Raw genomic sequence first — 20,201 nt, forward strand, 5'->3', positions numbered from 1 at the left:
ATGGATAAAAAACAAAAAATGTCAGCAATTCAAAAGGCCGCAGTACTTCTAATTTCTCTCGGTCCCGATACTGCTTCAAAAATTTATAAACAACTGACGGAAAAAGAAGTTGAAAAGCTTACGATGGAAATTTCGAGCTTGAGAAACGTAACGGCCGAAAAAAAAGATAAGGTAGTCGGTGAGTTTCATCAAATTGCTCTTGCACAGAAATATATAACACAGGGCGGGTTGGACTATGCAAAAGTAGTATTGGAAAAAGCTTTCGGTTATGAAGAAGCTACGAAGATGCTGAAGAGGCTGAATGCCTCCTTGCAGGTCCGCCCGTTTGATTTTGCCAAAAGGGCTGATGCCGGACAAATTTTACATTTTATTCAAAACGAGCATCCGCAGACAATTGCCCTTGTCTTATCATATTTGGATCCGGAAAAAGCGGGCCAAATCCTCTCTGAGCTTCCGACTGATACGCAGGCGGATATTGCAAGAAGGATTGCCGTAATGGATGGTACATCTCCAGATGTCATCCGTGAGGTTGAGGAGATACTTAAGAGAAAGCTGTCTGCGACTGTCACAGATGATTATTCTCAAAGCGGCGGTATCGAATCTATTGTCCAGGTGCTCCAAGGAGTTGACCGGGCCACGGAGAAAACTATTCTTGATACGCTTGGGATACAGGATCCCGGCCTTGCGGAGGACATTAGGGAAAGAATGTTTGTCTTTGAGGACATCGTTATTTTGGACAATCTTTCGATTCAGCGTGTAATCAGGGAATGTGATAGTGATGACTTGATGCTCGCACTTAGAGTCGCCAGTGATGAAGTTAAGGAAACCATCTTTAAAAATATGTCTACACGTATGGCTGTGACACTTCAAGAAGAAATTGAATTGATGGGACCTGTGCGTTTGCGTGAAATTGAGGAAGCCCAGTCCAATATTGTTGCGATTATTCGCCGTCTGGAAGATGCTGGCGAAATCATTCTCGCCCGTGGAGGGGATGAAATTATTGTCTAACATAATCAAGCTTCATTCGGACAGGATTTTAACTGGCTCAAAGATTATCAAGCCGCGGATTGTCGAAACAGTGGAAAGTCAAGAGGCTGCAATAGATCCTCTGATCGAAGAAAAAGCACAAAAAATTATTAAACAAGCGGAAGAAAGAGCCCGGCAATTAATTGATAGAGCTGTCCGCGAGACAGAACAAATGAAGGTTGCCGTTCAAGAGGAGAAAGATCTCTGGGATACGGAAAAAATGAAATTATCTGAGGAAGCATGGAACGAAGGCTACCAAAACGGTTTGCTAGAAGGACGTACAGAAGGAAAAAGCGAGTATAAAAGCCTGATTGTAACAGCACGGGATACAATTCAACATGCAAAGTCAGATTTCAAAACATATATCTTACAGGCTGAACAGACAATACTGGACCTTTCAATCGCAAGCACGAAAACGATCTTGGGGTCAGTCCTGTCCGAAGAACCTGAGAAATTCATCGGAGTTGTAACGAAGGCTCTGAATGAATTAAAGAATGAAAAAGAAATTGAGATATATGTTCATCCTTCAAACTTTCAACTGTTAGTTACATCTAGAAAAGTTTTAGAATCAATCTTCCCGCGAGAGGTGCTTTTCTATATATATCCAAGTGAGGAACTAAATGTTCATGATTGCGTGATTGAATGTGAAACGACCAGGATTGATGCCGGCATTGACAGCCAGTTGACGGAATTGAAAGGAAGGCTGGCGGAACTCCTGGCCGTCGAACAAATGAAATGAGAGCAAGGGACCTTCTTCCACAAATTAGAAAAATCAACCCTCTGAAGAAGTATGGAAAAGTGGTCAAAGTGGTGGGCTTGATGATTGAATCATGCGGGCCAGAAAGTTCCATTGGAGATGTTTGCATCATCCATACAGGGAATGATCAAGCTGACAGCCGGACGGTTTTAGCAGAGGTCGTCGGTTTTAAGGGAAAACATCTAATTTTAATGCCATACACAAATTTACTTGACGTTGCTCCTGGTAACCTTGTCGAGTCTACTGGAAAACCGTTAGAAGTCAATGTGGGGCCCGAAATGATTGGTAAGGTTGTTGATTCGCTGGGCAATCCTTTGGATGAATCGGCCATTCCCCGTGGCATGGCTGCCGTCCAAATAGACTGCGATCCGCCTAATCCATTAACCAGGCCACCCATCTCAGAGCAACTTGAAGTTGGAGTAAGGGCAATCGATAGTATGCTACCAGTCGGAAATGGACAGCGGATGGGGATTTTTGCGGGTAGCGGTGTTGGAAAAAGTACATTGCTGGGTATGATAGCACGCAATACGACTGCGGATATCAATGTGATTGCACTGATTGGGGAGCGTGGAAGAGAAGTAAAAGAATTCCTGGAAAACGATCTGGGGCCTGAAGGATTAAAAAAGTCGATTATTGTCGCATCCACTTCTGACCAGCCGGCTCTTATGAGAATTAAAGGCGCTTTTACAGCAACAGCCATTGCCGAATATTTTAGGGATATGGGTTGTAATGTAAACCTATTGATGGATTCAGTCACAAGGGTAGCCATGAGTCAACGAGAAGTTGGACTTGCTGTTGGTGAGCCGCCTGCTACAAGGGGATATACACCCTCGGTTTTCGCTCTCCTTCCTCGACTGCTTGAAAGAACCGGCACAAGTACACTCGGCTCGATTACCGCCTTTTATACAGTTCTCGTCGATGGTGATGATATGAATGAACCGATCGCAGACACTGTTAGGGGGATATTGGATGGACATATTGTCCTGGATCGCTCTTTGGCAAATAAAGGCCATTATCCGGCAATCAATGTGTTAAAGAGTGTAAGCAGGCTCATGAACCAGCTTGCTGCACCAGAACATAAAATGGCGGCCAATACGATTCGGAATCTGTTGAGTACGTATGTGAATTCGGAAGACTTAATCAATATAGGTGCTTATAAAAAAGGTGCCTCAAAGGAAATTGATGAGGCAATCGATTATCAACCCGAAATCATCAAGTTTTTACAGCAAGACACACATGAGCATCCGTCTAAGGAAGTAAGTATCCAGGCTTTGATCAATTTGGCAGAAACGGGTGAGTTTCGTTGAGGTTTAACTACAAATTCCAGCATATTTTGACGCTGAAAGAAAGAGAGAAAGAAGAGACTCTCACACTCTATGATGAGTCAGTCCGTCAATTTGAGAATGCTGCCAAGAAACTATACGATTTGTTGAAGAAAAAAGAAGTATTGGAACAATTTCAATCAGATAAATTGGAGACAGGCTACTCCATCCAAAAAATCAGGCATAACCAACTTTTCATAAATAACCTTGAAGAGACAATAGATTTTTGGCAAAAGAAAGTTCTGGCAACACGCAATGAAATGCGCTATTGGGAAGGAAAACTTCTTGAGAGCAATATCGAAGTGAAAAAGTATGAAAAAATGAAAGATAAAAGTTATGAGTATTTTCAACAGTGGATCAATACAAATGAAAATAATCAAATGGATGAAATAGCAGCCATACAATTCCAACATCGAAAAGGAAATTAGGTGACAATGGTGGCTAGTACCGAAGAAACTCAAACAGAGTATAAGAAATCCAGCCCTTTTCAAAAGCTTTTTTCATGGGTTGTTATCCCTCTCCTGATTTTACTGTTTCTCACCTTGCTGGCTGCTACGGTTATGGGTGTGAACGTATATGAAAAGGCTAGGGAAATCGGAGGAAATATCCCAATGGTATCCTCCATTCTTGGAAACAAAGAAACTGTAAATATTAAGGATCATAATGAAGCAATTGTTAAATTGGAAGCCCAAATTGAAGAAAAGAATGCGAAAATCAACCGTTTAGAAAGAAAAGTGGAAGAAAAAGAGTCTGAAATTGATCTTCTAAACCAAGATAAGAAAAGATTAGAAACGACCATCGAGGAAAAAAACCAGGTGGATAACGATGGGAAACGTGAAATTAAAGATATAGTTGCAGTCTATGAAACAATGATGCCCAAGCGGGCTGCTTCTATCATTATAGAAATGAAAGACAATGAAGCTGTCAACATCCTTTCGAAATTGGGTTCCGAACCGCTCGCAAGAATTATGGAAAAAATGCCTCCGGATAAAGCAGCAACATATACTCAGATGTTGGCTGTCAACACAAGTGAAGAGAGGTGAAAAAGTGAAGATCCCAATATTTGATGCTGCTCCAAATTTTATTATGACGAAACAATCGAGGAATGAAACTAGGCAAGGCAATGGCTTGTTTGGGGATATTCTCAATCTGAAGATGCAAAGCTTTCAGGCAGAATCCGGGAATGAGACGACGGAAACTACAGAACAAGACAGTACTTTGAACCAAGTGCTGGCGAATGCATTAAAGATACTGGAGGAACTTAAGGAGACAACAGGATACGATCTAGATGCGGATGAACAGGAGCTTTTGCAAAAGGCAATTGATTTGCTGGGCCGAATAGACACTGAGTCAGAAGGAACAGCAGCACTTTTAGAAGCTCTGGATTATTTCGTAGCCTCTGCCGGCAAGAGTAAATTTGAAGGTGAATTAGGTTCTGAAGCGCTGAAAGATGTTTTGGGCTATTCAAAAGTGTCACTTCAGCAATACGATCTTTTGAAAAATGGTCCTCCTTCTCTTGCACATCTAAATTCACAACAATCCCAACAACGATTGTTGCAAACAAGCGCAGAACAATTAATTTTGGAGAACGGCAACAAGAGCAACCCAGGAATCGAGTCGGAAAGTCTGATCAGACAGCCGATAAGTGTAGATGGTGATGAGACATTTCCATTAGCCCTACGATTGCAGCCTATACGTTCTTCAAATGAATCGGAAGCGGACAGGAGCTTGTTGGCACCTGAGCCAGAAGGTACACAAGCAGGAGTTCAATCGAAGTCCGACACAAATATCGGCCAGGCATCAACCATGAAGGCTACAAGTGAAATAGACCAAGTAATTGTCAGGCTCGTCGAAACAGGTTCCAATGAAAGAAAGGCGAGAGAGTTGGTCAGGCAATTTACAAACATTCTACAAAGGTCCAATTTCAGCCAAGCCCTTCAAACAAAAAGTTTAACAATCCGCCTGTATCCTGAACATCTTGGTTCGCTTCGCATTGAACTGTTGCAAAGGGATGGCGTGATGATTGCGCGTATTTTGGCAGCGACGAATATGGCGAAAGATTTACTTGATTCGCAAATCCATCAGTTAAGGCAGGCATTTGTCCAGCAGAACATCCAGGTGGATAAGGTGGACATCACTTTTCAGGAAAATATGAATAAATATACAAGCCAAGATCAAAGAAACCATGGTCAGGAGCAGCAAGATCCTAACGAAGGTAAAGGATCGGATGTTTTTAATGGAGAAAATGATGAAGAAGATTTCTCCCAATTTTTACATAAAGTTTTATTTGAAACGGAAGTGTAGGTGACGGGAATGCCAAACACGATTGGTAGTGATTATTTTCTGCCGACAGAAACGGTGAAGCGGCAGACGGGAAATAACGATTCGTTGGGAAAGGATGCCTTTTTAAAGATTCTGTTCACGCAGCTGCAAAATCAGGATCCGCTAAGCCCAATGGACGATAAAGAATTCATTGGTCAGATGGCGACTTTTTCTTCCCTTGAACAATTGACCAATATGAACCAGACATTGGAAAAGTTTGTTGAAAGTGCCTCGCAGGCGAATCTGATTTCCTTCAGCGAGTTTGTCGGAAAAGAAGTGACGTGGCATCAGATCATCGAAAGCAATGATCCGCTGAAAGCTCCTGAAATACTTGAAGGAAAAGGTGTTGTTCGTTCGGTGCAGTTTTTAGGAGATTCGGTAAAGATAATCCTTGAAGACGGCCAGGAATTGGCGCCGGCAAATATTTCGGAAATCCATCAAAATGGTGGTGATCATTCACTTGTCACTGCAAGTCATCTGATAGGGAAGAAAGTCTCCTGGATGGATGATGAACAGGAGAAATCAGGTCTTGTAAAGTCAGTGACGTCAAAAGGCGGAATCATTTCAGTGATTCTTGAAGACGGAACAGTGATCGAATCCAAAAGCCTTACAAAAATCGAATAAGGGAGATGGTTGAATGAAAAATTATATCCATCCTCTTAATGCACATCTCCATGTGAATGCAATCAGAAATGCCGACCTGCAAAAAGACGATGGCCAGTCGTTCTCTAATGAGCTACAGATGGCGATTGAAAACCCAGGTCATTTGAAAATCAGCAAACATGCCAAGGCAAGGATGGAACAAAGGAATATTGATATCAGCCCGAAAAAATGGCAGCAGATTGGGGAAAAAATTACCGAAGCTAAGGTGAAGGGCGTCAAAGAACCTCTCGTTCTTCTGGAAAATGCGGCTTTGCTCGTAAGTGCTAAAAACAGCACCGTAATAACAATGATGTCCAGAGATGAAGCAAACGGACAAATATTCAATAATATCGACGGCACAATCATAGTGAACTAGAAAAATAGAAGGCTGGACCTTTTTAAGGAAGCCAAAAGCCGCCGATTGACAGACGCGGTTACTACGAAAGGGGAAATGGGAACATGCTACGCTCAATGTACTCAGGAATCAGCGGAATGAAAAACTTCCAAACCAAACTCGACGTCATCGGAAACAATATTGCTAACGTCAACACATTTGGATTTAAAAAGGGACGCGTTACCTTTAAGGACATGGTGAGCCAGACAATCTCCGGGGCAAGTGCTGGAGACGGGGCTCGTGGGGGTGTCAATCCTAAGCAGGTGGGACTTGGTTCACAGCTTGCGTCAATTGATACAATTGACACGCAAGGAAGCTTGCAGACTACTGGTCGGGTGCTTGATGTTGCCATTCAAGGTGATGGTTATTTAGCGGTAGATGATGGTAATGGCGGGATTATGTATACCAGAGCTGGAAATTTATTTTTTGATAATAATGGATTTCTTGTGACATCTTCAGGTGAGCATGTTCTTGGTTACGAAGTTGGTGATAATGCACCTGGGCACCCGGTAAGGAATGCTGCTGGCAATATTATTGCGAGGTTAAAGCCCATTCAAATAGAGAACATCCAACAGGTTTCAAATTTAAGCATTGAAGAAAATGGTACAATCAATTACTCACTTGGTGGTAATAATCTTCCTACAATACCCATTGCAATTACGCGTTTCTCTAATAATGGAGGCTTAGAAAAAGTAGGGGAAAATTATTATGTTGCTACAGCTGCCACAGGAGTGCCGAATGCAGGCACACCGACTAATGGAGGAGCCGGCAAACTTGTCTCGGGTACTCTCGAAATGTCCAATGTGGATCTTTCCGAAGAGTTCACGGAGATGATCGTAGCACAGCGTGGATTCCAAGCGAATACAAGGATCATTACAACTTCTGATGAGATCTTGCAGGAGCTTGTCAACTTAAAACGGTAGGTAAGGGAGGGACAGGACCGGGCTAAGTCCGGTCCTGGATGGTTCGTTGATACATATAACTAAATTGAACGGGAAGACTTTCCATTTGAATGCGATATATATAGAAACGATTGAATCTTTTCCCGATACAACGATCACTTTAACAAATGGACGCAAATATGTGGTGGCCGAATCCGAGCAGCTTGTCACGGAGAAAATTCTTAAATTCTACCAATCTATTCAATTAATAGGACGCGGGCAGCAGGAGGATACAGATGAAAAATAATAAGGTACTTATTTTTATTACAATTATTTTACTTGTTGGAGCTGCCGGATTGCTCGCCTATGACAAACTTGATTTTGGAAAAAAGGAAGAAACGAGCGGTGAACAATCAATTGACGATGTCCTTAAGGTTACAGTGGATATTGGAGAAATTGCGACAAACCTCCTTGATAACAGGTATGTGAAAATTTCTTTCATGATTGAAACTGACGGCAAGAATTCAAAAGAGGAATTGGAGAAGAGGAAGTTTCAAGTGCAGAATATCATCATCACTGAACTGTCCGATATGAAAGCGCCAGATTTGCAGGGAAAAGAGGGTAAACAAGGTTTTGAAGAAACTTTGAAATCGAAAATCAATGAAATTTTGAATGAGGGACAAGTAGTTAAGGTTTATATTACCTCTTATATCATTTCGTAGTTTACTGGCACTCAACGTTAGGAGGTGACGCCAATGGCAGATGATGTCTTATCCCAAGGGGTATTGTCACAAACTGAAATTGATGATCTTATTTCATCCCTTGCAGCAGGTGAGGATAGTGATAAGCCGAAGAAGACTGTGGCATCAAATGAACTTGAAAAAGTTGTAAAAGTATATGATTTTAAGAGAGCTTTAAGATTTTCAAAAGACCAAATCCGGAGTTTAACAAGAATTTATGAAAACTTTGCCCGTCTTTTAACAACCTTGTTTTCGGCGCACTTAAGGACATACGCCCATGTATCGGTTGTTTCGTCAGGGCAGGTGCCCTACGGAGAATATATTCGCTCAATTGATAGTATGACTTTTTTAAATGTAATTGAAATACCCCCGCTTAAGGGCAGGATGATCATGGAGGTCCAGCCTGATATTGCCTATGCGATGATGGATCGCATTTTAGGTGGAAAAGGATCGGGTATGAATAAAATTTCTCTCCTGACTGATATTGAAATGAAGCTCCTGACAAATTTATTCAAAAAGACACTGGATCCCTTGCAGGAAGCGTGGGCGGGAATTTCACATATAGAACCGAAGCTTTCTGAAATAGAAGTAAATCCCCAGTTTTTACAGGCGGTCTCTCCAAATGAAACGGTAGTCGTAGTCTCCATGCATGCTGTGATCGGAGATACAAATGGAACGATCAACATCGCCATCCCACATGTTGTTCTTGAACCGATTATTTCGAAACTGACCGCCCAATACTGGATGGAGTCCGGAACAAAAGAAAGAAAGCCGGAAGCGGTCGACGCGCTCAAAAGCAGCATTAAGGAAACCAATGTTGAAGTAGATGTAGAACTGGGAAAAACTGAATTAACAATAAGAGACTTTCTCGCATTAAGCAAGGGAGATGTGTTCCAGCTACAAAAAAGGATTGACGAGCCCCTTTTTGTAAAAGTAGCGGGGATTCCTAAATTCCTGGGGCAGCCAGGCATGAAGTATAATAATTTGGCTGTGCAAATATTAACTATGATAAACGAGGGAGATGAGGACGATGAATGGTGAGAAGCTCTCTCAAGAAGAGATTGAAATGTTATTCGCTGAAATGAATCAATCTGAAGACGAATCAACGAAGGTAACGGATGAGCTAAGTGAATTAGAAAAAGATGCGCTGGGAGAAGTAGGTAATATTTCATTCGGAAATGCTGCCACAGCTCTTTCAACCATGATGAATAAAAAGGTTGAAATAAATACGCCGACAGTTTCAATCATCGATTGGCAGACCCTCTCGGCATCAAAAGATCCGGGAATGGCGGTACAGGTCACCTATACATCGGGTTTTTCTGGAGTGAATGTATTATTTCTGAAGAAGAGGGATGTGTCAGTCATTGCCGATGTTTTGATGGGTGGGGACGGAACCTCTCCTTCAGAGGAAATGGACGAGATTCAGCAAAGTGCTGTGCAGGAAGTAATGAACCAAATGATTGGTTCCTCTGCGACTTCAATGTCCTCGTTTTTTAACAAAAGGGTGGACATTTCTACACCTACATTCCATGTATCCAATGAAACATTGGGAGAAGTGTTACAGCAACTTTCGGACCAGGCCCCATTTGCCCAAGTATCGTTCGACTTGAAAATAGAAGATATAGTTGATTCAAAGTTAACCATGTTCATTCCTGTAAACTTTGCAAAAAGTTTAGTGGAGGAACTTTGGTCACAGGCCGATGAATCAAATGTAGCGGAAAAAGTTGAGATGGAAACTGCATCAGCCATAGATTTGGCTTTAGAGCAGACAAAGGACATCGAGGAACCAATACCTTTACGGCCAACACATAACTCCGACGAAAACTCGCGGAGCAACAACCAAGACGTCAATGTCCAGCGCGCGAGCTTTGCACAGTTTGACGAAGGCTTTGAAGAACAGGCGGATACAAAAAATCTGGACGTCTTACTGGATATTCCACTTCAAGTGACAGTTGAACTAGGCAGAACACAAAAATCCGTAAAAGATATTTTAGAAATGGGATCGGGATCGATCATCGAGCTGGATAAATTGGCTGGTGAACCGGTGGATATCCTGATAAATAACCGTTTGATCGCCAAAGGAGAGGTCGTTGTCATCGATGAAAGCTTTGGGGTCCGGGTGACAGATATTTTGAGCAGGAAAAATCGCCTGCAATATTTGAAATAAGTTTTTGATATTGGATTGTGAGGGAACGATCGTGTTAAGGAGCAGTATTTCACCCCCTAGGGAGATAAGCAAAAACAAAATAATGATAATTTCAGGTATGCGTTATGAAAAATAAATTTATGGTTCTTTTATTGCTTTTGGTCGTTCTCACAAATACCAAACCGTTTATCGTTCACGCGAGCCCGAAAGGGTCTGTGGAAGAATGCATAAAAAATCCTGACAAATGTGAAGAGCAGGGTGGCTTGAATAAATTACATCAGGAGAATAGTGGAAATGAATCATTTTCCATCGGCTTTTTTGAGATGGTCAAAATGGTTGCAGCACTGGCGTTCGTCATTGGATTGCTGTATTTCTTATTGAAATTCATCAATAAAAAAAGTCAGTCCTACCAACAGAACCGCCTTGTTCAAAATTTAGGAGGAACGGCACTTGGAGGCAATCGTTCAATCCAGGTTGTCAAAGCCGGAAAACGACTGCTTGTACTAGGGGTTGGGGAAGATGTCCGCCTGCTAAAAGAAATTACGGACGAGCAGGAGCAAATAGAAATCTTAAACCAATATAATGAACAGCTGGAAGGAAGCATTCAGCCAGCTGATATTGTAACTAAGCTTACCGGAACTATAAAAGAAATGGTGGATCCTCGGAAAAGTAAGGACAATAATGGGACATTCCAAAAACATTTCAAAAATGAAGTGGATTTAATTAAAACGCAGCGGAAAAGTATTTTAAAAGAGTTTCAGGGGAAGGGGCATGATGAAAAATGAACGAAGTTATGTCGTTTTTTAACAGCTCGCCCGAAACTGTATCAACATCAGTTAAACTCTTTCTGTTACTGACAGTCCTTTCCATTGCGCCCGGCATCCTCATTGTCATGACATCATTTACCAGGATTGTGATCGTCCTTTCTTTTGTACGGACATCGCTTGCCACCCAGCAGATGCCGCCGAATCAGGTAATCATCGGACTGGCACTTTTCCTGACATTTTTTGTGATGGCGCCTACCTTGAATCAGGTGAACAAGGAAGCTCTTACGCCTTTGTTCAATGATGAAATAACTTTGGAGGAATCATATGAACGTGCCGCCGTACCGTTCAAGGAATTTATGAGCTCCTACACAAGACAAAAAGACCTGGAATTATTTTTGAGTTATTCGGGTGCCGAGCGTCCCAATACGATTGAAGATATACCGTTGACAGCCCTGGTCCCTGCATTTGCTCTAAGTGAATTGAAGACGGCATTTCAAATTGGATTCATGATTTTCATCCCGTTCCTTGTGATTGATATGGTTGTAGCGAGTGTATTGATGTCAATGGGGATGATGATGCTTCCACCGGTAATGATTTCGCTGCCGTTCAAAATACTGCTGTTCGTATTGGTGGATGGGTGGTATTTGGTTGTCAAATCATTGCTGCAGAGCTTTTAGTGAACATTTCCATTTGATTACAATCCCAAGGAAGGTGATGTTATGAGCGCCGAATCAGTTATTTCTCTGGCTGGAAAAGGAGTATTTACCATATTGATCGTAGCCGGGCCGCTGTTGCTGCTTGCTTTGGCGGTTGGATTGATTGTGAGCATCTTTCAAGCTACAACCCAAATCCAGGAACAGACATTGGCTTTCATACCAAAAATCATTGCAGTCCTATTGGGCATTGTCTTTTTTGGTCCGTGGATGCTGAGCAGAATGCTGTCGTATACTACAGATATTTTTCAGAACCTAACCCGGTTTGTAGGTTGAGAGAATGATAGATATCGTACCGACATTTTCAGTTTTTTTGCTTATTTTTATGAGGGTATCGGCCTTTTTTGTAACGATGCCTCTCTTTTCCTACCGGACACTTCCAGCCATGTTTCGGATCGGATTTGCTTTTTTCATATCAGTGCTTATGTATTATTCGGTGGACGCTGCACCACTGGAAATCAATCTGGAATACTTTTTATTGATTATCAGAGAGGTGCTTGTCGGATTGTTCATCGGGTTCATGGGATACATGATCCTGTCAGCAATCCAGGCAGCCGGCAGTTTCATAGATTTTCAGATGGGATTTGCAATCGCTAATGTCATTGATCCCCAGACTGGAGCACAATCGCCTTTAATCGGGCAGTATTTGTATACATTTTCTCTGTTGTTGCTCCTTGCTGTCGATGGCCATCATATGTTGCTTGACGGTATTTTTTACAGTTATCAATTCATTCCATTAGACCAGGTCGCCTTCGGATTTGGTAATGCCACCCTGGTGGAATACGTGATTAAAGCTTTCGCCATGATGTTTGTCATAGCCTTTCAAATGGCGGTCCCTGTTGTTGCCGTACTTTTTCTTGTTGATGTAGCCCTAGGGATAATCGCAAGGACGGTGCCGCAGATGAATGTATTTGTTGTCGGTTTTCCAATTAAAATCGCAGTTAGTTTTATCGTTATTTTTATCGTCGTTGGCGTAATTTTGGGCATTGTACAAAACTTATTTGAAACGATGGCTCATGTGATGAAGGATGTCATGGAAATGCTTGGTGGTCTGGAATGAAGCTTCTTCAGCTTGATCTGCAGTTTTTTGCAGGTGAAAAAACAGAAAAAGCGACACCTAAGAAAAGGCAGGATACAAGGAAAAAAGGGCAGACGGCGAAAAGCCAGGATGTTAATACAGCTATCATTTTATTGTCTGTCTTTGGGTTTTTAATGTTTTTTTCCTCCCATATCGGCCACATAGTAAAAGATATTTTCCGTCGGACGTTAAGCGAATATGTGCTGATGGATTTGACTTCCGAAAATTTACGCCAAATCGGGTTGGATATCATTCTTGCTGTGGCTATTTTACTGGGACCCATCATGCTTGTTGCTCTGGTGGCAGGTCTTGGAGCAAATCTATTGCAAGTAGGATTTATGTTTACAGCTGAGCCTATGAAGCCCAAGCTTGAAAAAATTGATCCAATCAAAGGATTCAAACGAATTTTTTCCATACGCGCAATCGTCGAGCTTTTAAAATCCATCTTGAAAATCGGGTTTGTAGGTTTTATCACATTTCTTGTTTTGTGGCTTCGGATTGACGAGGTGTTGATTTTAGCACATAAATCTGTTCCGTCTGCCTTAAAAACGATAGGCAGCCTGACCCTGCAAATGGGGATTAGCGCGTCCATCGCTTTATTATTCCTGTCATTATTCGATTATTTATATCAGCGATATGATTTTGAAAAAAATATCCGGATGTCCAAACAAGATGTGAAAGATGAATTTAAAAATATGGAAGGCGACCCGCTGATCAAATCAAAAATTAAGCAGAAGCAAAGAGAGATGGCGATGGCTAGGATGATGGAGGAAGTTCCTAAGGCTGATGTGGTCATCACCAATCCGACCCATTATGCCATTGCACTCAAGTATGATGAGGAAAAAGCGGATGCCCCGATTGTTGTTGCCAAAGGGATCGACTTCATGGCCCAGAAAATCAAACGGGTTGCGGAGGAGCATCAGATTGTTCTTGTAGAAAACCGTCCATTGGCACAGACGCTTTACAAGCAGACAGATATAGGTGATGCCATACCTGACGAATTCTTCAAGGTTGTTGCCGAGATACTTGCGTACGTATATCGGATCAAACATAAAATCTAAAGTTCAGAATATGGAAGGAGGGACCGGCCATGATGAAAACGAAGGATATAGCAGTTTTAATAAGTGTGATCTTAATTGTGGCCATGCTGGTCATTCCGTTTCCGCCATGGATGCTGAGCTTTTTGATCATAACAAATATATCGCTGGCACTGCTAGTTCTGCTGACATCAATGAATGTTAGTGAGCCACTTCAGTTTTCAATATTTCCTTCATTATTATTACTGCTTACTTTGTTCAGACTGGGACTAAATGTTTCCACTACAAGGTCAATCCTCTCAAAAGGCGATGCTGGCGGTGTTGTTGAAACCTTCGGTACGTTTGTAGTCGGCGGTAATATTCTTGTCGGTCTGGTTGTGTTTTTTATTTTGATCGTCATCCAATTTATTGTTATTACGAAGGGCGCAGAGCGTGTGTCGGAAGTGGCGGCAAGGTTTACGCTTGACGCGATGCCTGGGAAGCAGATGAGTATAGATGCCGATTTGAATGCTGGAATTATTTCTGAACATGAAGCGAGGGATCGCAGGGAAAAGGTTTCTCGTGAATCGGACTTCTACGGAGCGATGGACGGTGCCAGTAAGTTCGTTAAAGGTGACGCTATTGCAGGTATTGTAATTGTAGTGATTAACCTGCTTTTTGGTATTTTGATCGGTATGGTTCAGCAGGGGCTGCCAATAGCTGAAGCCGCTACAAGATATTCCATGCTGACTGTCGGAGACGGGATTGTGAGCCAAATTCCGGCGCTATTGATTTCAACTGCGACCGGTATCGTGGTCACACGAGCTGCTTCAGAAGGCAATCTCGGATCGGATATTGCTGGCCAGCTTTTTGCTTATCCGAAAATTTTATATATAGCAGGAGCAACGATTTTTTTACTTGGATTGACTACTCCGATTAATAATATGTTAACTATTCCCATTGCAGCGGCATTGGGAGCGGGAGGGTATGCATTGAGTCGAATCCCTGAGAGTCCTGAAGATCCTTTAGCTCTTTCTGCGGAAGAAGTGGAGGCAGATGAGATGAAATCACCCGAGAGTGTTCTCGACCTGCTTCAAATGGATCCAATTGAATTTGAATTCGGCTACGGGCTGATTCCGCTGGCGGATGTCAATCAGGGAGGAGACTTGCTTGACCGTGTTGTTATGATCAGGAGGCAGCTTGCTTTGGAACTTGGTATCGTCATCCCTGTTGTCAGAATCCGAGACAATATCCAATTGGAGCCAAATGAATACCAAATCAAAATAAAAGGCGACGAAGTCGCCAGAGGGACTCTTCTTTTGGACCATTACTTGGCAATGAGTCCTGGAACCGAAGATACTATTCAAGGAATTGACACGATTGAACCATCATTCGGCCTTCCGGCAAAATGGATTTCGGAAGAGGTGAAGGAACAGGCTGAGATGGAAGGATACACTGTCGTTGATCCGCCGTCTGTCGTATCGACACATTTGACTGAAATTTTAAAGGCTAATGCTCATCTGCTGATTGGAAGGCAGGAAACGAAGGAACTGATTGATCATCTGCAGGAGTCTTATCCTATTCTTGTTGAGGAAGTCACGCCTAATCCGCTGACAGTCGGCGAGGTGCAGAAAGTGCTGGCCAAACTGTTGAAGGAGAATGTTTCCATTAGAAACCTGCCATTGATCTTTGAAACTTTGGCTGATTATGGAAAAGTGACGTTGGATACAGATATCCTCGCTGAATACGTGCGCCAGGCATTGGCAAGGCAAATTACTAAACAGTATGCAGACGAAGATCCGGTATTAAAAGTGGTCACGGTTTCGGGTAAGGTAGAGAAAATGATCGCTGACAGCATTCAACAGACCGAAAATGGAAACTATTTGGCGATGGATCCGGGCGATTCCCAAAAAATACTGGAAGCGGCAGCTGCTCAAATCGAAGAGCTTACGCAAATTCAACAATCACCGATTTTCTTATGTTCTCCGGCTGTCCGTATGTATTTGCGCCAGTTGACTGAGAGATATTTTCCACAAGTGCCTATTCTTTCATACAATGAATTGGAAGCTGATGTGGAAGTCCAAAGTATCGGGGTGGTGAACGTTCAATGAGTATAAAAAAAATCACGGCGCCTTCAATGCCTGAAGCCTTTCAAAGGGTGAAAGAAGAGGTCGGGGAAGAAGCGGTAATTTTAAGCTCCAGGGTAGTATGGACTGGCGGCATTCTAGGATTTTTTAAAAGAAAGCAATTTGAAGTGATTGCTGTCATGGATGATGACATTCAAATGACAGGTATTGCCGCTGGACCAAATTTATCTGAGATTAATAGAATTGAAGAGACTAAAAAAGATGATTATGAAAATACCATTCTTTCTGAGTTGACCGAGCTGAAAAAAATGGTTGCAACAGAACGGACACCTTCTGATCAGAAAATATCCATCTTTCCCGAGGCTGTTCAAAAAGTAGTCGGAAGGCTGTTGGATCAGGAAGTGGAAAATAGCCGGGCGATGAACATTGGAGAACAACTGCTCCAGAAATGGCGTCATGCACAGCAGGAACCATCAGAAAAAGAATTGGTACAAGAGGCAAAAGAAATCCTTGTTTCGGAATTGGATATCCTCCACTTTTCCAAACCGTTGCATAAAAAGTTTGTAGCCCTTGTGGGACCGACCGGTGTCGGCAAGACAACCACCTTGGCAAAGTTGGCTGCCCATGCCGTATTGGAAGAGAAAAAGAAAGTGGCATTCATTACTATGGATACATACCGCATAGCAGCGATTGAACAATTAAAAACATATGCTGGGCTGCTGGATGTTCCTGTAGAAGTTGCCTATGAGCCAGAAGATTTCATCAAGGCTGCAGAAGTTTTTGCGGACTGCGACCATATCTTTATTGATACTGCGGGAAGAAACTATCGGGATGCTGAATTTGTGCATGCATTGAACAAGATGTTATCGCAAAAAGATGAGCTTGAAATCTTACTCGCATTGGCCGTGACAATGAAAGAAAAAGACATTGATCCGATTATGGAAAACTTCAAGATGCTGCCGATTGACCAGTTAATCTTTACAAAAGCAGATGAAACAAAGCTCCATGGGTCGATGGTGAATATCATGCTCAAACACAATTTACCGGCGGCATATATCACTACCGGACAGGATGTGCCGGATGACATTATCCATGCAAGGCCTGATTTGTTTTCGGAGTATATATTTGGAGTGGGCAGTGAATGAAAAGGGATCAAGCAGAGAACCTGCGACGGAAAATCAATAGGCAAACCCGTATGAAAGCCAAGACCCTGGCGGTTGTAAGCGGAAAAGGCGGAGTGGGTAAATCGAATATATCGAGCAATATGGCAGTAATACTTGCCGAGCAAGGATTTAACGTGCTTGTTGTCGACCTTGATATTGGCATGGGGAATGTCAATTTGCTGTTGGGCGGATCGGCGAGCAAAACGATGGGTGATTTCATTTATAATAGAGAACCATTATCTGAAATTGTTGAACTGGGTCCGGGAGGCGTTTCTTTTATTGCTGGCGGAAATGGATTTCAGGAGGCGGTTGAGCTCGATGAAACGACCGTTGATCGGCTTTTTTACGGCTTTAAGCGAATGCAGGAAATCTATGATTATATCATCTTTGATATGGGAGCAGGCGCCGGCCAGTGGATGCTTCGTCTATCACTCGCGGCTGATGAAGTCATTGTTATAACGACACCCGAGGCTACAGCAATCATGGATGCCTACTCCATGATGAAGTTGATTCATCGCATCCGGGATGATGCCCGGATTTATGTCATATGCAACCGTTCAGACAATGTTCAGCAAGGGAAAGAGACATTTGGGCGTCTCAAAAAAGCGATGGAGACATTCCTTCAAAAAGAAATTAAGTTATTGGGTGTCCTTCCTGAAGACAAGCATATGAGAAAAGCAGTATTGGCAAACAGGCCGGTATACATGGAATTTCCCAAGGCCCCAGTTTCAGTCAGTATGAAAAATATTGTACTTTCATTGATAAATGGAAGTGCTCAAAAGAATCCAGTCTATATGAAAGAGTCATTTGTTACGAGGTTGCAGAAACTTTTTTACAACAGATAGGTGACTTTGCAGGATGAATTTTTCCAAGGCATTCTAATTCGTTAGAGGAGGGGATATATATATGTCGGTTACACTGCCCCTTGATGAATATAAACACTGGGAACGCTGGAGAGAGAAGCGGGATTCGGAGTCGGGAGACCATTTGGTGAAGAAATATATGCCTCTTGTGACTTATCATGTCCAGCGGGTTTCCGTTAATTTACCGAAAAATGTATCCAGGGAAGAACTAAAAAGCCTGGGAATCATGGGATTGCTAGATGCATTGGACAAGTTCGATCTATCACGGAAGCTTAAGTTTGATACATACGCATCTTTTAGAATAAGAGGAGCTATTATTGACGGTTTAAGAAAGGAAGATTGGTTGCCAAGAAGCACCCGAGAAAAAGCGAAAGAGATAGAGAGTGTCCAAAACAGCTTGGAACAGGAGCTAATGCGCCATGTTAGCGCGGAGGAAATCGCCCAAACTATGGGTGTGTCTGACACTGAAATTGTCAAAACAATGAACGAATACTTTTTTGCCCAAGTTTTTTCAATAAATGAATACATGGCCGGGGAAGACGACGATGAAAATCATTCTTTTACAATCAAAGACGATCACACACCTAGTCCAGAAGAGCAGCTTATTAAAAATGAATGGCTTGAAGAAATGGCAGAAGTGATTACTACCCTTACGGAAAACGAACAGCTTGTTTTAAGTCTCTTTTATGAAGAGGAATTGACTTTGACTGAAATCGGGCATGTCATGCAGCTGTCTACATCAAGAATTTCACAAATTCATTCAAAAGCCCTATTCAAATTAAGAAGGCAGTTAATGAAAACTGGCCAGAACGACTGGCAGGGATAAAATTATGGCAGGAAGTCTCATATCAGTATTATTTTTGATGAATGTTTTATTTGCTTTTTCTTTGCTTCTCCTCTATATGCGCCAAAACCGGTTGTTGGAGATCGAAAAGAGACAGAAGCTGCTGCTAGAGGAATCGGAGCAGGTTATGTCTGCGCTGCTTGAAGAAATCAAAGAGGAAAATGAAAGGCTTTTGCGTACATTGAATGAAAGTCGGGAAGAAGCAATAACGAAAGGGAAAGTGGTTCCGGAAGCATTAATGGAAGAATTGGAACACGAACAGATTGGCGAGCCTTTAAATATTCTTAAAAATATGGATCAAGCAGATCCGTCTGGAGATTCTGTTGCTGAAGAGCTTAAAGGATCGGAATCTGCTTTGGAATCATTACCGCTAAGGGAGCAGGTGGATCTATTGGCCTCCCAAGGGCTTTCGGTCACACAAATCGCCAAAAAGCTCCATAAAGGGAAAACGGAAATAGAACTATTGATGAAATTCCAGTGAACGAATGTTTATCAGTGCTTGATTAACAATTACAGGTATGCTATATTATTTGATGGTATTAATACACACGTTTCATGATTTTGCGACAGGGTGCTGTTTTTTACGATAAGAACAGTCTTTCCGGAAGATGATTGAAACGGAGGAAAAAACCGAGGAGGAAAAAATTATGTCAATCATTTCAATGAAGCAATTGCTTGAAGCAGGTGTACATTTCGGACACCAAACACGCCGCTGGAATCCTAAGATGAAAAAGTATATCTTTACGGAAAGAAACGGCATCTATATTATCGACTTGCAAAAAACTGTTAAAAAAGTCGAGGAAGCTTATAATTTCATGAGAGAGCTTGCTGAAAACAATGGTAAAGTCCTTTTTGTAGGAACTAAAAAACAAGCTCAGGAATCTGTTAAGGATGAAGCTGAACGTGCGGGTCAATTTTATGTGAACCATCGCTGGCTCGGTGGAACTTTGACAAACTTTGAAACAATTCAAAAAAGAATTGAGCGCTTAAAAGCGATTGAAAAAATGGAAGAAGACGGTACATTTGAAGTACTTCCGAAAAAAGAAGTTGTTATGCTTAACAGAGAGCGCGATCGTCTTGTTAAGTTCTTGGGCGGAATTAAAGATATGAAGACTCTTCCGGATGCAATGTTCATCATTGACCCACGAAAAGAGCGCATCGCGGTGGCGGAAGCGCGTAAGTTGAATATTCCAATCGTCGGTATTGTTGATACAAACTGTGACCCGGATGAAATAGATTATGTTATTCCAGCAAACGATGATGCAATCCGTGCTGTCAAATTGCTTACTTCAAAAATGGCGGATGCTTTATTGGAAGCAAAGTACAGCGAAGAGACTGAAGAAGAAGAAGCATCTTCAGAAGCTGCTAACGCATAATCGTCATATGAGAAGCTGCCTGGTTTCAGGCAATTTGAAAGGTGATAAGAGTGACTCCACTTTG

At 42.2% G+C, this 20,201-nt stretch carries 24 protein-coding genes; all 24 read left to right on the plus strand.

Going from position 1 to position 20,201, the window contains the following annotated elements; all coding sequences use genetic code 11:
- Window positions 1-1,008 carry a flagellar motor switch protein FliG gene (gene fliG, locus D4T97_RS09605; RefSeq protein ID WP_126050041.1) on the plus strand — a complete coding sequence of 336 codons (1,008 nt, stop codon included), beginning with the start codon at window positions 1-3 and terminating at the stop codon, window positions 1,006-1,008.
- Window positions 1,001-1,765 (plus strand): flagellar assembly protein FliH, encoded by a 765-nt coding sequence (fliH, locus tag D4T97_RS09610; protein WP_164525518.1) that lies wholly within the window; start codon window positions 1,001-1,003, stop codon window positions 1,763-1,765. The genes fliG and fliH overlap by 8 nt, the downstream gene beginning before the upstream one ends.
- Entirely contained in the window at window positions 1,762-3,090 is a 1,329-nt protein-coding gene (gene fliI, locus D4T97_RS09615) for a flagellar protein export ATPase FliI (protein ID WP_126050045.1), read from the plus strand. The genes fliH and fliI overlap by 4 nt, the downstream gene beginning before the upstream one ends.
- Window positions 3,087-3,533 (plus strand): flagellar export protein FliJ, encoded by a 447-nt coding sequence (gene fliJ, locus D4T97_RS09620; RefSeq protein WP_126050047.1) that lies wholly within the window; start codon window positions 3,087-3,089, stop codon window positions 3,531-3,533. The genes fliI and fliJ overlap by 4 nt, the downstream gene beginning before the upstream one ends.
- A 6-nt stretch (window positions 3,534-3,539) precedes the next feature.
- Entirely contained in the window at window positions 3,540-4,148 is a 609-nt protein-coding gene (locus D4T97_RS09625; RefSeq protein WP_126050049.1) for a MotE family protein, read from the plus strand.
- Between the two features lie 4 nt (window positions 4,149-4,152).
- Complete coding sequence (locus D4T97_RS09630) at window positions 4,153-5,409, plus strand: flagellar hook-length control protein FliK (RefSeq protein ID WP_164525519.1); 1,257 nt, start codon at window positions 4,153-4,155, stop codon at window positions 5,407-5,409.
- Window positions 5,410-5,418: 9 nt separating this feature from the next.
- On the plus strand, window positions 5,419-6,051 hold the full coding sequence (gene flgD / locus D4T97_RS09635; protein WP_126050053.1) for a flagellar hook assembly protein FlgD: 633 nt from the start codon (window positions 5,419-5,421) through the stop codon (window positions 6,049-6,051).
- 13 nt (window positions 6,052-6,064) lie between these two features.
- Entirely contained in the window at window positions 6,065-6,445 is a 381-nt protein-coding gene (locus tag D4T97_RS09640) for a TIGR02530 family flagellar biosynthesis protein (RefSeq protein WP_126050055.1), read from the plus strand.
- An 83-nt stretch (window positions 6,446-6,528) separates the two neighbouring features.
- Window positions 6,529-7,386 (plus strand): flagellar basal body rod protein FlgG, encoded by an 858-nt coding sequence (flgG, locus tag D4T97_RS09645; protein ID WP_126050057.1) that lies wholly within the window; start codon window positions 6,529-6,531, stop codon window positions 7,384-7,386.
- Between the two features lie 46 nt (window positions 7,387-7,432).
- Complete coding sequence (locus D4T97_RS09650) at window positions 7,433-7,651, plus strand: flagellar FlbD family protein (protein WP_126050059.1); 219 nt, start codon at window positions 7,433-7,435, stop codon at window positions 7,649-7,651.
- Window positions 7,641-8,066, plus strand: a complete 426-nt coding sequence (gene fliL / locus D4T97_RS09655; RefSeq protein WP_126050061.1) for a flagellar basal body-associated protein FliL — start codon at window positions 7,641-7,643, stop codon at window positions 8,064-8,066. Before D4T97_RS09650 ends, fliL begins: the two co-directional genes overlap by 11 nt.
- Window positions 8,067-8,099: 33 nt before the next feature.
- A complete protein-coding gene (gene fliM, locus D4T97_RS09660; RefSeq protein ID WP_126050063.1) occupies window positions 8,100-9,125 on the plus strand; it encodes a flagellar motor switch protein FliM in 1,026 nt (341 codons plus the stop codon).
- Window positions 9,115-10,251, plus strand: coding sequence for a flagellar motor switch phosphatase FliY (gene fliY, locus D4T97_RS09665; RefSeq protein WP_126050065.1), 1,137 nt, complete (start codon window positions 9,115-9,117; stop codon window positions 10,249-10,251). Before fliM ends, fliY begins: the two co-directional genes overlap by 11 nt.
- Before the next feature lie 104 nt (window positions 10,252-10,355).
- A complete protein-coding gene (locus tag D4T97_RS09670) occupies window positions 10,356-11,015 on the plus strand; it encodes a flagellar biosynthetic protein FliO (protein ID WP_126050067.1) in 660 nt (219 codons plus the stop codon).
- Window positions 11,012-11,674, plus strand: coding sequence for a flagellar type III secretion system pore protein FliP (gene fliP / locus D4T97_RS09675; protein WP_126050069.1), 663 nt, complete (start codon window positions 11,012-11,014; stop codon window positions 11,672-11,674). The genes D4T97_RS09670 and fliP overlap by 4 nt, the downstream gene beginning before the upstream one ends.
- Window positions 11,675-11,716: 42 nt before the next feature.
- On the plus strand, window positions 11,717-11,986 hold the full coding sequence (gene fliQ / locus D4T97_RS09680; protein WP_126050071.1) for a flagellar biosynthesis protein FliQ: 270 nt from the start codon (window positions 11,717-11,719) through the stop codon (window positions 11,984-11,986).
- A 4-nt stretch (window positions 11,987-11,990) separates the two neighbouring features.
- Entirely contained in the window at window positions 11,991-12,770 is a 780-nt protein-coding gene (gene fliR, locus D4T97_RS09685; RefSeq protein ID WP_126050073.1) for a flagellar biosynthetic protein FliR, read from the plus strand.
- Window positions 12,767-13,849 (plus strand): flagellar biosynthesis protein FlhB, encoded by a 1,083-nt coding sequence (flhB, locus tag D4T97_RS09690; RefSeq protein WP_126050075.1) that lies wholly within the window; start codon window positions 12,767-12,769, stop codon window positions 13,847-13,849. Before fliR ends, flhB begins: the two co-directional genes overlap by 4 nt.
- 32 nt (window positions 13,850-13,881) lie before the next feature.
- Entirely contained in the window at window positions 13,882-15,915 is a 2,034-nt protein-coding gene (flhA, locus tag D4T97_RS09695) for a flagellar biosynthesis protein FlhA (protein WP_126050282.1), read from the plus strand.
- The gene (gene flhF, locus D4T97_RS09700) at window positions 15,912-17,036 is read left to right on the plus strand and encodes a flagellar biosynthesis protein FlhF (protein ID WP_126050077.1); all 1,125 of its coding nucleotides are present in this window, start codon (window positions 15,912-15,914) and stop codon (window positions 17,034-17,036) included. The genes flhA and flhF overlap by 4 nt, the downstream gene beginning before the upstream one ends.
- Window positions 17,033-17,899: a MinD/ParA family protein gene (locus D4T97_RS09705; protein WP_126050079.1), complete on the plus strand. Its 867-nt coding sequence runs from the start codon at window positions 17,033-17,035 to the stop codon at window positions 17,897-17,899. Before flhF ends, D4T97_RS09705 begins: the two co-directional genes overlap by 4 nt.
- Window positions 17,900-17,960: 61 nt before the next feature.
- Entirely contained in the window at window positions 17,961-18,743 is a 783-nt protein-coding gene (locus D4T97_RS09710) for a FliA/WhiG family RNA polymerase sigma factor (RefSeq protein ID WP_126050081.1), read from the plus strand.
- Window positions 18,744-18,747: 4 nt separating this feature from the next.
- Window positions 18,748-19,242: a hypothetical protein gene (locus D4T97_RS09715; RefSeq protein WP_164525520.1), complete on the plus strand. Its 495-nt coding sequence runs from the start codon at window positions 18,748-18,750 to the stop codon at window positions 19,240-19,242.
- A gap of 166 nt (window positions 19,243-19,408) precedes the next feature.
- Window positions 19,409-20,137 (plus strand): 30S ribosomal protein S2, encoded by a 729-nt coding sequence (gene rpsB, locus D4T97_RS09720; protein WP_126050085.1) that lies wholly within the window; start codon window positions 19,409-19,411, stop codon window positions 20,135-20,137.
- Window positions 20,138-20,201 lie beyond the last annotated feature (64 nt).

Origin of the sequence: Siminovitchia acidinfaciens (genome assembly GCF_003605385.1) — a bacterium.
Lineage (GTDB): Bacteria > Bacillota > Bacilli > Bacillales > Bacillaceae_C > Siminovitchia > Siminovitchia acidinfaciens.